We start from the raw sequence: 13646 nt of genomic DNA on the forward strand, positions 1-13646 counted from the left end.
AGTCAGGCTGGAATGGGTTGGCCGCTAGTACACTGGGCGTTGTTACAGCATAATCGAAGAGTTCTCCCCTGAATTCGCTATCCAAGTTTCCATTTCCAGATTCTCATGACCGCTGAACAATCCGACGCCATTGTCTTGCGGTCAATTCCCTGGAGCGAAACTAGCTGTATTGCCACGTTGTACACGCGAAATTTCGGAAAACAGGCAGTCTTGGCAAAAGGGGCATGGCGCCCCAAAAGTCCTTTCGAAGGTGCCCTTGACCTACTGTCGATTTGTCGCGTAGTGTTCATCCCCAAAGCTGGCGATGTACTCGGGGTCCTAACCGAAGCAAAGCTAGTGGACAGGTTTCGCGTTGGACGTCGCGATTTATTGCGGCTGTACTGCGGGTACTACGTTTCTGAGTTGTTGGATCGCTTTACGGAAAAGGGCGATGCCGAACCGGAATTGTACGACCTGGCGGTAGCGACCATCGATGGACTGGGCGATTTCGGTCACGAACCGCGCGCTTTGGTGCTGCGATGGGAATTGCAACTGCTGCGCATTGTCGGTCACGCACCGACGTTGGATCGTTGCGCCCAATGCGGAAACGACTTGAATGCAATACGAGTTGATCAGTCTTTTGCCTTCGCGCCCATCGTTGGCGGCGTTGTATGCCGCCAATGCATGAGTGGACTGAGACCATTGATACAATTGCCAGCCCCGGCTCGCCTGGAACTACTTCGATTCAGCGAACCGGACTGGCGCGGCATAGCCACTGACCAGGTGGCGGGCCAAGCCCGGGCGGCCATGCGAGGTGTGATGGAACGCTACCTGGCGGCCCTGCTTGATCGACGATTGAACTTGAGTTACTTCCTCCAGGAATTGGGGCATTGACACGGATGTCAGCTGTAATGAGCAGCCTGCGACCATGCGACTTACTCGGTCCGAGTAAGACCAATGTCGGTATGCCCCGAGTTCGACCTGCGTCACGGGGACTAGTGCTGGGTCTATGTTGTTGGCTGCTAGCCGCTGCGAGCGGCTGCAAAATGTTCGATCCCGATTCGGCTTCGCTGATCGATCGCTGGCAAGACCGTCGTGAAATCGACGGTGACGACATCTATCGACCCGAAGGTCGCGCTGCGGAAAAGAAGAGCAAACCACAAGCCCTCTTCGACCAGATGTCCGGTCGCGACAAAATCGATCCTACCAAGGCGCGGCAACAATATTTGGAAGCCGACGATCTGTTCAACCAGGCCAAAGCCTTGGAAGGCGAACAGCGCAGCGATGCCTTTCGCGCTGCTGCGGAAAAATACAAATCGGCTGCCAAGAACTGGCGTTCCTCCGCGCTTGAACAAGACGCGCTGATGATGATGGGCGAAAGTTATTTCTTCGCCGAAGACTATTATCGCTCAGAGCAAGCATACGCCAAACTTGTCAAAGAGTATCCACGCAATCGCTACATGGATCACATCGGGGCTCGCAGGTTCGAGATCGCCGACTATTGGTTGAAACACGATGGCGCGAGCCACAAGCCCTTCTATATGGTCAATTTCACCGACGGTCAGTTTCCCTGGAACGATACCGGAGGACATGGTCGACGCGTTCTAGAGAATATGCGATTGGACGATCCCACCGGCAAGAATACTGACGATGCGACCATGCGTTTAGCCGTGGCCAGTTTCCAAAAAGGAGACTACGAAACCGCAGCCGATACCTTTTCCGATTTGCGCGTTACGTACCCCGACAGCGAACATCAGTTTCAAGCGCAGTTTCTGGAACTGCAAAGCCTGATGGCCTCCTACGAAGGTGCCCAGTACAGTAGCGTACCGTTGATCGATGCCGAGAAGCGCGCCAAACAAATCATTCGACAGTTCCCCAAAGAATCCCAAGAGAATCAAAAGGAACTGAACACTGCCCTGGCCAAGATTCACTATCTAAAAGCCGAACGATTTTGGGAGCAAGCCGAGTTTCGTCGCAAACGTCAAGAGAACGAAGCTTGTCGTCGCAACCTGGCGATCATCATCAAGAAGTACTCCGACACGCCGTTTGGTAAACTGGCCTCGGACAACATGGAGAAGCTGAAAGATGCGCCCCCTGATCCTCCGCAATACTTTGGCCCTTTGGTAAAGCTGTTCCCAGAGCGCGGGGCTGAACGACCCTGGCTGCAAAACACAGGTGGCAGCAGTAAATGATCGGGGCACGACGAGTTGCGTGGCTGCAAGCCAGCTTGATCCTGGGCCTGATCTACGGCACCGTAGGCTGCGCAGGTTATCAGTATGGCAATCGCACGCTGTTTCGCAACGACGTGCAAACCATCTACGTCCCGATTGTCCGCAATGATACCTGGCGTAGCGAACTCGGTCAGCAATTAACCGAACAACTTCAAAAAGCCATTCAGCAGCGCACGCAGTATCGCCTGGTCAACGATCCCTCCGCCGATAGCGTCCTGACGGTGCGCATCACCAACGAGACCAAACGCGTCATTACCGAAAACGGAGTCGATGATCCACGAGCTCTCGACGCCAAGATCGCTATCCAGTTGACGTGGGTCGATCGCCAAAACAATGTCTTGATGGAGAACCAGTTCGTTCCGCCCGATGACATCGCCCTGCTATTTGCACAGGGCACCGAGTTCGTGCCCGAGGCCGGACAGAGCATCTCCACCGCGCACATGCGGGCCATCGATCGCCTGGCCCACGACATCGTCGGCCAGATGGAAGTACGCTGGTAGTGTCTCCTTTTGCTCCGCAAAAGGATTTTGCCTATCGCGGAGCGAAAGGAGACGCTCTCAACAACAATCATCGAAACTCGCGCCATGCCCCAACCACTAGTAATTGGACTTATCGGCGGTATCGCCTCGGGGAAATCGACCGTGGCTCGTCTGCTTCAGGACCACGGCGCGTTGTGGCTGGATTCAGATCGTATGGCACATGAAGCGTTGGAACGACCGAACGTGCGCGCCCAGCTGACTGAGCGGTTTGGAAGCGGCATCCTCGATCAACTTGGACGCATCGATCGCAAGAAGATTGCGAGCCATGTGTTTGGTGAAACCCAACTGGCCAAGGAAAATCTCCAGTGGTTGGAAGACCTGGTTCACCCTCTGGTACGCCAGGTGACCGAAGAGCGCATTGCCACCGAAGGCTCCAAGTACCCTGTGGTCATCATCGACGCGCCGCTGCTGATCGAAGCCGGTTGGGCGCCGCGGTGCGATCGAGTCCTGCTGGTCGATACGCCTCGCCAGGTACGCGAACAACTAGCTCTGACTCGAGGTTGGTCCCCGACTGAACTTCAGCGGCGCGAAGCCGCTCAAATGTCGATTGAAGATAAACGCCGGTTCGCCACCGATACAATCGTCAACGATGGCGACCTGGAACAATTGCAAGCACACGTCCAACGCTGGTGGCAAAGCCTAACATAGCAGAATGCGTCAAGCATTTCGTGCGTATCTCAAATATCTTACACGGGGAGAACCGACGAAAGCCTTGACGGCTTCCGCTACAGCAACTCCGACCGAAACCTTTGACGGCTTCCGCTACCAATGGCCAATTGCGAGCTACAGTACGACTTCGAATCGCAGGCCGGGGACCAAGGCGTCTTTGTATTGGCCGCCTGGGTTGGCGATATATTGCAAGTCGGGTTGCAGCGATAGGTATGGCGACGGAATGTACTTGTAAAACAGCTCAATGGCCGTTTCGTATTTGTCGATCTGGGTTCCGCTGCCTGCGCTCATTTGGCGGAACGCGCTACTGTAAAGGACGTTGGCGACAGCCAAGCCAACCACATCACTATCTCGCTCGGGAATAAGACCACGATAGACTAGCCCCCCACCGTAATACTCTTGAATGAAGTTTCGATTGCCTGGCGCCCAGCCAAATTGCCAGAACACGCCCAGCCCTTGAGTGTCGTCTGAACCATACTCTTCTTTAAAGACCATTTGATCGCTTGACGCAAACACGCCGTAGTTTTGCACAAAGGTGCGGGGATTCGGATCGGTGGTCAGTTCGGTCCAGACGCTCGAATCACTGTGATGCCACAGGCCCACGCGCGTCGTATGTGGCAATTGACCGTTGGGACCGAATTGAGGCATCCACTGCAGTTGAGCCATTGACATCGCGCCATGGTGTCCAAGCGTATCAAATCCCCAACGTACCCCGGTTGGACCACTGGGCAGTGAACCATCATAGATACCCATTCCCACGTTCAGCGTTTCGGTCGCGTCGAAGAATGATGCAACGCCTAACGCCTGGCTAGGGAACGTGGGCAAAGGAATATTGGGCGGAACACCAAACGACGAGTGGATAAACTCACCGCCCAAATCGGTCAAAGCGAAGTCGACATTGGCGTCTTGTTTGCCAAGCTTCAAACGCCAGCGATCATCGATTCCATGATGTTCGTACCAATATTCGGCAATCGTTGTGAAGTGTGGGCGCTCGGTCTCGCTGATTGTGGAATCGAGGTTGCTGAACAGTTGAGTATCGCCCAGATAATTGGCAGACAGGGTTTTACCGGTCAGGTTTTGGCCGTACACGAACAATCGACCGCCGTCCCACCACCCCATACGTTCGGTGTCGATCATGCTGACAATATCGAGGTTGCTGCGATAGTTGGTAGCGCGGGCCGGTGACAAACCTCCAGTGGCTTTCGTGAAGGTCTCGCCGGTATAGATGTACTCCCACGTCCACGCTCCATCGCGAAAGGAATGCGGCAGACGCTCAAAGAGCCCCGGAGTTAAATCATCGTGCCCTTCAACGTCTCCACTATCGAGGTTCTCGCCGGGTGGTGCCAGGTTGCGTCCAGGCCGACCGGGCACTGGCAGGCGATCACTTGAACGATTGTTCGAAACATGTTTGGTTCTTCGGGCTTCGCGGTCCGGTTGTGCGGCTTTGGGTTGAGTATGCTCGGGGTCTTCCTGAGTGCGCTGTGGGTGTTCAGGCAGCGGCAACTTTGAATTCGTAATGACATTCTCGGGTCGCATGTCCAGAGCGCTCTCTTGCGCATGGACCGCGATGGTACTAGGTATTAGGTGTGCAACAAGAAGAAGTTGTACACATCCCCGAGCTGCTTGCGCAGCCAGACGGTAATTCCGCATCCCTTCGGCCCCTGATCTCATCTGCCCCGATGATGAGAGACGATCGTTGGCCTGCACCCCTCATGCAATCCTACACGTCTCAAGGTTAACTATTCGTAAACCTTTACTGATAAACTTGATAGAAATGAAATGCCGCAGTGTTATGACGACTGCACGGTTATCCTCACCAACTTTCACTTAACCTCCCCTTCTTTAATCAAAAGCGACCAAGCCGGTGGACTCGTCCAATTCGGGCTTAGCGACCATAACTTCTGGAATTCGCGCTACAGCTTGCTTGCTTGCTCCAAATTCACGTCCTACGTTTGTCAGAGATCAAACAGAGCCGTTTCCGGGGGGGAGCGGGAGTGACCACGATGGTCACAACTGGATCTGGGGCAATTCAAGGCATCAGGTTCTTGCAGCCAATTGGCACATGAGCGCTTCTAGCGCCGCGATGTGCCCGACGAGCGCTGCGTTTCTCCCCTAGAGACGCGCAATTCTTTTTCGTCGGGGCTAGTAATCCAATGAGTTTTGAAGACGCTGAACTGCTCAAAGAGTTCGTGGTCGAATCCCAAGAACACTTGGCTGATGTCGAAAATCAGTTGCTAACGCTGGAATCGCAAGGCGACCAGATGGACGTCGCTTTGGTCAATACGGTGTTTCGCGCCGTACATTCGATCAAAGGAGCGGCGGGCTTTCTTGGCCTGGAGACTCTGCAAGGCTTGGCCCATCGCGAAGAAGAAGTGCTCAACAAACTTCGCAATCAAGAGTTGCGGCCGACCAGTGAAGTCATCAACACGCTGTTGCGCGCCACCGACAAACTGAAACATCTACTCGACGCGATCGATTCGTCCAACGAGGTTGATGTCAGCGAACACATGATTGCTTTAGGCCATATTCTAAATGGCAACAACGATACAACCGCTGCGGACGAACCGATCGTGGAACCAACACCCACGTCCAACGCACCGACAAGCAACCAAATTAATGGAATTTCCTCTGAAGCGATGCGTGAGTTCTTAATCGAGAGCTACGATAATCTAGAACAGTTGGAACGCGACTTGATGACGCTCGAACGCCAAAACGCGAGCGATGCCGTAATCAACGGCGCATTCCGATCGATACACACAATAAAGGGCACAGCTGGCTTTCTTGGATTTGCAAAGCTAGAGAGTGTCACTCACGTAGCCGAAAACTTGTTGGGCAGCATACGCGCCGGTCAGTTCGGATTCGATTCCGAAATTGGCGGCGGGCTGTTCAAAGTGATTGATAAGGTTCGGGAGCTGTTGGCTGCGATCGAAGCTGATGGGACCGAATCGAAAGTTGATGTTACACAGCTCGTTGAACTGCTGAGCAGTTTATTCGAAGCACGACAGGCTGGTGCCCAGACTTCGCAGTCCGCACCTGCCAAAGCGAACAAAGCGAAGAAGACCACGCGCAAGTCAGCTTCGAACAAGTCGCAACCCGCTGCGAGCGCCCCTCGCGGTAGTGAAATAGGTGAGCCTACACAGTTGCCGGAATGCCCCAATCCTGCAACTGTAACTGCGGTTGTTCCCCCAGCCGTAGCGCCAACCAACTCACCGAACACACAAGAAAACTCAGCACTGATGGCTGCCCCCGCCAATGTGCAGAGCCCCCAAGAAATTAGTTCAGCTAAGCCTGCTACTGCCCCAGCAGTCGATGCAACCGGTTCCGCAGCCGACAGTACGATACGAGTCGACGTCGCGTTACTGGATAAACTAATGACGTGTGTCGGTGAGCTGGTATTGGCTCGCAACCAAATACTGCAATTCTCCAACGCGCAAGTCGACAGCGAACTTCATCGCACCTCTCAACGACTCAATCTGATCACGACCGAACTGCAAGAAGGAGTCATGAAGACTCGTATGCAGCCAATCGGAAACGTCTGGAGCAAATTCCCCAGACTTGTTCGCGACCTGGCCACTATCTGCGGCAAACAAGTCCGCATCGAAATGGAAGGCAAGGATACCGAGCTCGACAAGACCATCATCGAAGCCATCAAGGACCCACTGACGCATCTGGTCCGCAATACCGTCGACCATGGGATCGAGAAACCAGAGACACGCGCCCAGAAAGGCAAACCAATCGAAGGTTGCCTGACGTTGCGGGCCTACCATGAAGGTGGCCAGGTCAATATCGAGATCTGTGATGATGGGGCTGGCCTGAACATTGAACGCATTCGTGCCAAAGCTGTTGAACGCGGCTTGATCACCGCCGATCATGCGGCCCGCTTACCAGAACGCGACGTAGGCAACCTGATTTTTTTGCCTGGATTCTCGACGGCCGAAACCGTCTCGAACGTCTCTGGTCGCGGAGTGGGCATGGACGTCGTCAAGACAAACATTGAAAAGATCGGCGGCACAGTCGACTTGCAAAGCCAATCCGGCTACGGCACTACGATCAAGATCAAGATCCCGCTGACATTGGCTATCATCCCAGCCTTGATCGTGACCAGTGATGGCAATCGCTATGCGATCCCTCAAGTCAACCTGCTAGAACTGGTCAGGCTCGACGGCGATCAAGTCGCCAAGAGTGTCGAGTGGATTCAAGGGGCGCCCGTCTATCGCTTGCGTGGCCGCCTGCTTCCCCTGGTCTATCTGCGGCAGCAACTGAAGTCGACTGATTTAGTCGGCAATGCTGACGCGCTGAACATAGTTGTCCTGCGAGCCGACGATCGACCTTTTGGCTTGGTGGTCGACCGCATCAATGACACCGAAGAAATCGTGGTCAAACCCCTGAGCAAACAACTCAAATGCGTTCCGGTTTATTCGGGCACGACCATCATGGGCGATGGCAAAGTAGCCTTGATCTTGGATGTCCTGGGGCTGGCCCACTGTTCCAATGTCATTGCCGAAACACGTGAACGCCAGATGTCTGACGCTGGCGATCGCTCGTCAGCTCGCCTGACCAATGCTCAATCGCTGCTAGTGGTGGGCGTAGGCCACGCGAATCGCTACGCCATGCCACTCTCGCAAGTCACGCGACTGGAAAAGATCGAAGCCTGCACAGTCGAGACGGCAGACGCACAACAGGTAGTACAGTATCGCGGCGAAATTCTGCCGCTGGTCTCGTTGGCGGATTCGATGTGTGTCGCTTCCAGTTCACAGCAGGCCGAGGATGGCATGCTGGATGTGGTCGTCTACACCGAAGGCAATCGCAGCGTCGGCCTGGTGGTCGACCGGATCATTGACATTGTCGACGCTACGCTAGAGGTCACGCGTCCCAGCCAGCGGCACGGACTGCTTGGATCAGCTGTGGTGGGTGATCACGTCACCGACTTGATCGACCTGCCCGCGCTGGTGCGTCAGTTCGATCCCGATATCGACGTGTGTGCTTAGTCGCTATTGACGCCCAGCATACCGTGAATCCTGCTTCGTGAATCTAAACTCGTAAATCACCAATCGTAAATCGTAAATCCATCAAATGCTTACAGCCACGCGACAACTTTGCACATTTAAACTCGACGATCATCTGTTTGGTGTCGACGCCCAGTCGGTACAAGAAGTCATTCGTTATCAAGAGATGACTCGCGTACCGTTGACGCCAGCGGCTGTGAGCGGCTTGATCAATCTGCGGGGGCAGATTGTGACGGCCATCGACTTAAGGAAACGACTGGGATTGACGGAGCGTCCAGCGGACAAACTGCCCATGAACGTCGTCGTTCACGGCGATGAAGGAGCAGTGAGTCTGCTTGTTGATCAAATCGGCGACGTCATCGAAGTCGATGCTGATCGGTTTGAATTGCCGCCGGATACCTTGCGGGGTTCGGCACGTTCTTTCGTCCAAGGAGCTTACAAGCTGGAGGACAGCTTGCTCCTTTTACTCAATATAGAACAGGTTGTTCAAGTAACCGACGAATGACACACCCTGTTTAGTCACGTTCGCTTACCAACCAATAGACCACACAAACTTTCAGCTTTTTTGAGGGGCCGTATGAAAACGCTTAACAACTTGACAATGAACTCCAAGGTCATCGTACTGGCATGTGCCTTTACGTTTGGATTCCTGGTCTTCGGATTCAACACTTACAATGCAATCAATTCATCGAAGATCGGTAGTCCGATGTATGGACGACTGGTCGATGCCAAGGCCTTGCGGGCTGATATCCTGCCCCCGCCGGGTTACATCGTAGAAACTTACCTAATGTCGCACCTGGCTCAGGACGCCGCCGACCCGGCCAATCCACCCGCACTACTTAACGAACGCGTAGCTCAGTACGAGAAGCTCAAGAACGAATACGAAACGTTCGTCAAGACTTGGGATGAAAAGTTGCCAGAGGGCAAAATCAAGGAAGACTTGTTGAAGAAATCTCGCGAGCCGGCAGTCGCGTTTTTTGCGCTGATGGATAACGAGTTCTTGCCGGCCCTAAGAGTCAAGGACTTTGACAAAGCTGGCGAGATCATCGATCACAAAATGCCAGCTGTCTTTGATCGCCATTACAAAGCGATGATGGATGTCGTCGAGCATGTCAACAAATTGGAAGCGGACACTCAGGGGGAAGCGGATGCTCTGGTTGCCAGAAGTCTGACTTTCCTGCTAATGATCGGCTGTGTCGTCCTGGCCTCGGTCATTGGTTTCACATGGTGGATTCGAAGTAGCATCGTGCGCCAAGAAGAGATCAATCGCGATTACGCCGGTCAAATGGCAGCGGTTGGACGTTCGCAAGCACTGATCGAGTTTAGTATGGACGGTACTATTTGCGGAGCCAATGAGAATTTCTTACGGACGATGGGGTACACCCTGGAAGAAATCAAGGGTCAGCACCATCAAATGTTTGTCGATGCGGCCGGGCGTAACAGTCGTGAATACAAAGAGTTTTGGGAAGCTCTCAATCGAGGCCAACCCTTCACCGGCGAATTCAAACGATGCGGTAAGGGTGGAAAAGAAGTTTGGATCCATGGCTCCTATAACCCCATCCTCGATAAAAACGGCAAGCCGATCAAAGTGGTGAAATTTGCTTCCGACACAACCGAGCAAGTTACCCAACGTGAAGAGCTAAAGCGCAAAGTGGCATCCATTCTGGAAGTGGTCAACGCCGCCGCTCAGGGTGACTTGACACAAAGCATTTTGGTCTCCGGCCAGGACTCGATCGGACAGATGGCCGAGTCGTTAGAGCGCTTCTTCGGAGACCTGCGTGCTAGCGTCGCTTCCATTGCCGAAAACGCGACTGCTCTGGCCGGTGCCTCGGAAGAATTGTCAGCCGTCAGCTCACAAATGAGCAGCAATGCTGAAGAAACATCATCGCAAGCCAACGTTGTATCGGCGGCTTCGGAGCAAGTCAGTCAGAACGTTCAAACCGTGGCCACGGGCGTCGATGAAATGAACTCGGCGATTCGCGAAATCGCCAAGAACGCTTCGGAAGCTGCCAAGGTTTCGCAACAAGCCGTTAGCGTAGCCAATACGACTAACAGTACGATCGCCAAGTTGGGCGAAAGCTCGGCCGAAATCGGCAAAGTTGTCAAAGTGATCACTTCGATCGCCGAGCAAACCAACTTGCTGGCCCTGAACGCCACGATCGAAGCTGCCCGGGCTGGCGAAGCTGGTAAGGGATTTGCCGTCGTGGCCAACGAAGTCAAGGAACTGGCCAAAGAAACCGCCAAAGCCACCGAAGATATCAGCCTGAAGATCGAAACGATTCAGTCTGATACGCAGGGCGCCGTGGAAGCCATTCGTCAAATCAGCGCTGTCATTAATCAAATCAACGATATCTCTAACACAATCGCCAGTGCCGTCGAAGAGCAAACCGCTACGGCTAACGAAATGGGCCGCAACGTCGCCGAAGCCTCCAAGGGTAGCGGTGAAATTGCTCAGAACATTACAGCCGTGGCTACCGCCGCACAGAGCACGACTCAAGGTGCCAGTAACACGCAGCAGGCCGCCGGTGAATTGTCGCGCATGGCTGCCGAACTGCAACAACTGGTCAGCCGCTTCAAGTATCAACGCGAAGAGCTGGACACTCGCTTGACCAAGCGACCAGCTATGGCACCTGTTTCGATGCCTGCCTATACGGGTAGTTATCAGAACGTCTAATCACTGTGCGACTGTGCAAGTGCGGCTAGGCCAGCAAGCCTGTTGCTGGCCAAGCTGGCTGCGTCCACCGCACATCCCTGTCCATGCGTTCTCGGGGCATACGCCTCGAGAACGCATCCACCAAAAGTTCGCATCCCCAGTACCCCGAAATACTACAATAGGAATTGATCAAATGCGAGTTTTAGTTGTCGATGATTCGCGAGCCATTCGCCGGATTATAGGCGACATCATGAAGCAGCTGAACTTCGAAGTACTCGAAGCCGGAAACGGCCTCGAGGCGCTCGAACGCCTTCAGCAGTACGGCGCACCAGATATCGTGCTGGTTGACTGGAATATGCCCGAGATGAACGGCCTGGAGTTCATCAAAGCGGTGCGTGCTAATCCAATCTATGCCGATCTGCCGCTAATGATGGTCACCACGGAAACGGAAATGGAACGCATGGCCTTGGCGTTCATGGCCGGGGTGAATGAATACGTGATGAAACCCTTCGACAAGCAAACCATTCATGACAAACTGCAACTCCTCGGAATTGGAGTTTGATGATGCGCAAAGTCCGCGTGCTGGTCGTCGACGATTCGACAGTCATTCGCCGTTTGCTATCCGATGCGCTCAGCTCTGACCCCATGGTCGAAGTCGCCGCTACGGCTCCCAATGGCCGAATTGCCTTAGCCAAGATCCCGCAGGTTAACCCTGACGTGGTCACCCTGGATATCGAGATGCCCGAAATGGACGGCATCGCGACGCTGGTCGAGTTGCGAAAAGCATATCCCAAACTTCCCGTGATCATGTTTAGCACTCTGACGCAACGCGGAGCGGAAGCGACGCTGGATGCATTGTCCAAAGGTGCCAGCGACTACGTTACCAAGCCGGCTAATGTCGGCAGCGTGACGGCTGCCCTGCAGAGCGTGCGCAACGAGCTGGTTCCGAAAGTCAAAGCGTTCTGTCCATGGATGTCGACACCCGTAACGCCGCTCCTCCGAAAAGCCAATACAGTCAGCCCGCCAATGCATCGCGCATTCAATCCAGCCCGCAACGAACGTGTCGACTGCGTAGCCATTGGAGTTTCCACCGGTGGTCCCAACGCGCTGCAAGCGGTTATCACTAAGTTGCCTGCCGATTTTCCCGTACCGATTGTGATCGTGCAACACATGCCTCCAATCTTCACCAAGCACTTGGCCGATCGATTGCATCAACTCTCGACGCTCAATGTTTTCGAAGCAACCAAGGGAGATACCTTGGCTCCGGGCGGTGTATGGATTGCACCTGGTGACCATCACATGATCGCTCGTCGCGATGGTGCGACCGTGCGTCTGGATACCAATCAGCAACCACCCGAAAACTCCTGCCGACCCGCGGTCGATGTGCTGTTCCGTTCCGTAGCAGATGTGTTCGGTCCCCATGTGTTAGGCGTTGTCCTGACCGGTATGGGCCAAGACGGCGCTCGCGGTGCAGAAGTCATTCGCGATGCCGGGGGCCGCATTTTAGCCCAAGACGAACAGAGTTCAGTGGTGTGGGGAATGCCTGGAGCCGTCGTGGGTGCGGGCCTGGCAGACAAAATTGTGCCCCTTGACCAAGTCGCCATGCAAATCATCCGCGAAACGGAAGTTGGTCGCGTATTTCGTTCCAAGGAGATGGTGAAAGCCTAACTATGAGCACTACAACTGCAACTTTGACCGGCAGCGCGTTCACTTACATCAGCGACCTGGTCCGACAGCGCTCCGCCATCGTGCTGGAGCCCGGCAAGACCTACCTGGTCGAATCACGCCTTGCCCCTGTGGCCCGTGATCACGGCATGCACACCGTCGAAGAATTGGTCGAAGCCCTGCGCCGTCCCGGCTCGCAAGCACTCACTCGTAAAGTCGTCGAAGCCATGACGACCAACGAAACCAGTTTCTTCCGCGACGTGCATCCCTTCGATGCGCTTAAGTCAATAATTCTGCCAGAACTAATCAACAATCGTTCACGCGAGCGCACGCTCTCGATCTGGTCGAATGCTTGTTCCAGCGGACAAGAAGTCTATACCATCGCCATGCTCCTGCGAGAAAACTTTCCGCAGTTAGCCGGCTGGAAAGTACGTCTGCTGGCTAGCGATCTATCCAGTCAAATTCTCGCCAAGGCACGTGAGGGTATCTTCAACCAAACCGAAGTCAATCGCGGCTTGCCATTACCGATGCTCCTTAAGTACTTTCAGAAAAATGGATTGACCTGGAAAATCAAAGACGAGATTCGCAGCATGGTCGAGTTCGTCGAACTGAACCTGGTTGAACCATGGCCAGCAATTGGTTCGATGGATGTGGTCTTTCTGCGCAATGTCCTGATCTACTTTTCCCCTGAAACCAAGAAAGAGATTCTTGGCAAAGTTCGACGCGTTATGCGCCCAGACGGTTACCTGTTCCTGGGCGGCGCGGAAACAACGATGAACCTCGACACGAGCTTCGAGCGCATCGCTGTCGGTAAAGCCACCGCTTATCGCAACGCTGCTCAGGCTTAAATACTGTTCGTCCTTCGTTCGAATCATCAATCAGTGGATTACTTAAAAATCGCGGA

Annotated in this window: 11 protein-coding genes; 10 read left to right on the forward strand and 1 reads right to left on the reverse strand. The window is 54.2% G+C overall.

The window, feature by feature from the left end; genetic code table 11:
• Window positions 1-105: 105 nt before the first annotated feature.
• The 4 genes from recO (at window position 106) to coaE (ending at window position 3397) form a co-directional block, all read left to right on the forward strand.
• Window positions 106-873 carry a DNA repair protein RecO gene (gene recO / locus SH573x_RS18995; RefSeq protein WP_479349284.1) on the forward strand — a complete coding sequence of 256 codons (768 nt, stop codon included), beginning with the start codon at window positions 106-108 and terminating at the stop codon, window positions 871-873.
• A 152-nt stretch (window positions 874-1025) separates the two neighbouring features.
• Window positions 1026-2171 (forward strand): tetratricopeptide repeat protein, encoded by a 1146-nt coding sequence (locus tag SH573x_RS19000; RefSeq protein ID WP_479349285.1) that lies wholly within the window; start codon window positions 1026-1028, stop codon window positions 2169-2171.
• Window positions 2168-2710, forward strand: coding sequence for an LPS assembly lipoprotein LptE (gene lptE / locus SH573x_RS19005; RefSeq protein WP_479349287.1), 543 nt, complete (start codon window positions 2168-2170; stop codon window positions 2708-2710). The genes SH573x_RS19000 and lptE overlap by 4 nt, the downstream gene beginning before the upstream one ends.
• Before the next feature lie 84 nt (window positions 2711-2794).
• The gene (gene coaE, locus SH573x_RS19010; protein ID WP_479349288.1) at window positions 2795-3397 is read left to right on the forward strand and encodes a dephospho-CoA kinase; all 603 of its coding nucleotides are present in this window, start codon (window positions 2795-2797) and stop codon (window positions 3395-3397) included.
• Between the two features lie 135 nt (window positions 3398-3532).
• Here the strand turns inward: coaE and SH573x_RS19015 are convergent, their stop codons facing one another.
• The gene (locus SH573x_RS19015) at window positions 3533-4954 is read right to left on the reverse strand and encodes a carbohydrate porin (protein WP_479349289.1); all 1422 of its coding nucleotides are present in this window, start codon (window positions 4952-4954) and stop codon (window positions 3533-3535) included.
• Window positions 4955-5571: 617 nt separating this feature from the next.
• Between SH573x_RS19015 and SH573x_RS19020 the strand changes: the two genes are divergently transcribed.
• From SH573x_RS19020 to SH573x_RS19045, 6 genes are all read left to right on the forward strand, one after another.
• Window positions 5572-8406, forward strand: a complete 2835-nt coding sequence (locus SH573x_RS19020; protein ID WP_479349290.1) for a chemotaxis protein CheW — start codon at window positions 5572-5574, stop codon at window positions 8404-8406.
• 85 nt (window positions 8407-8491) lie between these two features.
• Window positions 8492-8929, forward strand: coding sequence for a chemotaxis protein CheW (locus SH573x_RS19025; RefSeq protein WP_479349292.1), 438 nt, complete (start codon window positions 8492-8494; stop codon window positions 8927-8929).
• 72 nt (window positions 8930-9001) lie between these two features.
• The gene (locus tag SH573x_RS19030; RefSeq protein ID WP_479349294.1) at window positions 9002-11098 is read left to right on the forward strand and encodes a methyl-accepting chemotaxis protein; all 2097 of its coding nucleotides are present in this window, start codon (window positions 9002-9004) and stop codon (window positions 11096-11098) included.
• Between the two features lie 172 nt (window positions 11099-11270).
• On the forward strand, window positions 11271-11639 hold the full coding sequence (locus SH573x_RS19035) for a response regulator (RefSeq protein ID WP_479349295.1): 369 nt from the start codon (window positions 11271-11273) through the stop codon (window positions 11637-11639).
• The gene (locus tag SH573x_RS19040; RefSeq protein WP_479349296.1) at window positions 11639-12745 is read left to right on the forward strand and encodes a protein-glutamate methylesterase/protein-glutamine glutaminase; all 1107 of its coding nucleotides are present in this window, start codon (window positions 11639-11641) and stop codon (window positions 12743-12745) included. Before SH573x_RS19035 ends, SH573x_RS19040 begins: the two co-directional genes overlap by 1 nt.
• A 2-nt stretch (window positions 12746-12747) precedes the next feature.
• Window positions 12748-13590: a CheR family methyltransferase gene (locus SH573x_RS19045; RefSeq protein ID WP_479349297.1), complete on the forward strand. Its 843-nt coding sequence runs from the start codon at window positions 12748-12750 to the stop codon at window positions 13588-13590.
• Window positions 13591-13646 lie beyond the last annotated feature (56 nt).

Source organism: Rania fehmarnensis (assembly GCF_056494185.1).

Coding starts and splice junctions, on each gene's coding strand:
- coaE (WP_479349288.1), top strand. CDS start 2,795: ATGCCCCAACCACTAGTAATTGGACTTATCGGCGGTATCGCCTCGGGG.
- SH573x_RS19015 (WP_479349289.1), bottom strand. CDS start 4,954: ATGCGACCCGAGAATGTCATTACGAATTCAAAGTTGCCGCTGCCTGAA.
- SH573x_RS19040 (WP_479349296.1), top strand. CDS start 11,639: ATGATGCGCAAAGTCCGCGTGCTGGTCGTCGACGATTCGACAGTCATT.
- SH573x_RS19020 (WP_479349290.1), top strand. CDS start 5,572: ATGAGTTTTGAAGACGCTGAACTGCTCAAAGAGTTCGTGGTCGAATCC.
- lptE (WP_479349287.1), top strand. CDS start 2,168: ATGATCGGGGCACGACGAGTTGCGTGGCTGCAAGCCAGCTTGATCCTG.
- SH573x_RS19030 (WP_479349294.1), top strand. CDS start 9,002: ATGAAAACGCTTAACAACTTGACAATGAACTCCAAGGTCATCGTACTG.
- SH573x_RS19035 (WP_479349295.1), top strand. CDS start 11,271: ATGCGAGTTTTAGTTGTCGATGATTCGCGAGCCATTCGCCGGATTATA.
- SH573x_RS19000 (WP_479349285.1), top strand. CDS start 1,026: ATGTTCGATCCCGATTCGGCTTCGCTGATCGATCGCTGGCAAGACCGT.
- SH573x_RS19045 (WP_479349297.1), top strand. CDS start 12,748: ATGAGCACTACAACTGCAACTTTGACCGGCAGCGCGTTCACTTACATC.
- SH573x_RS19025 (WP_479349292.1), top strand. CDS start 8,492: ATGCTTACAGCCACGCGACAACTTTGCACATTTAAACTCGACGATCAT.
- recO (WP_479349284.1), top strand. CDS start 106: ATGACCGCTGAACAATCCGACGCCATTGTCTTGCGGTCAATTCCCTGG.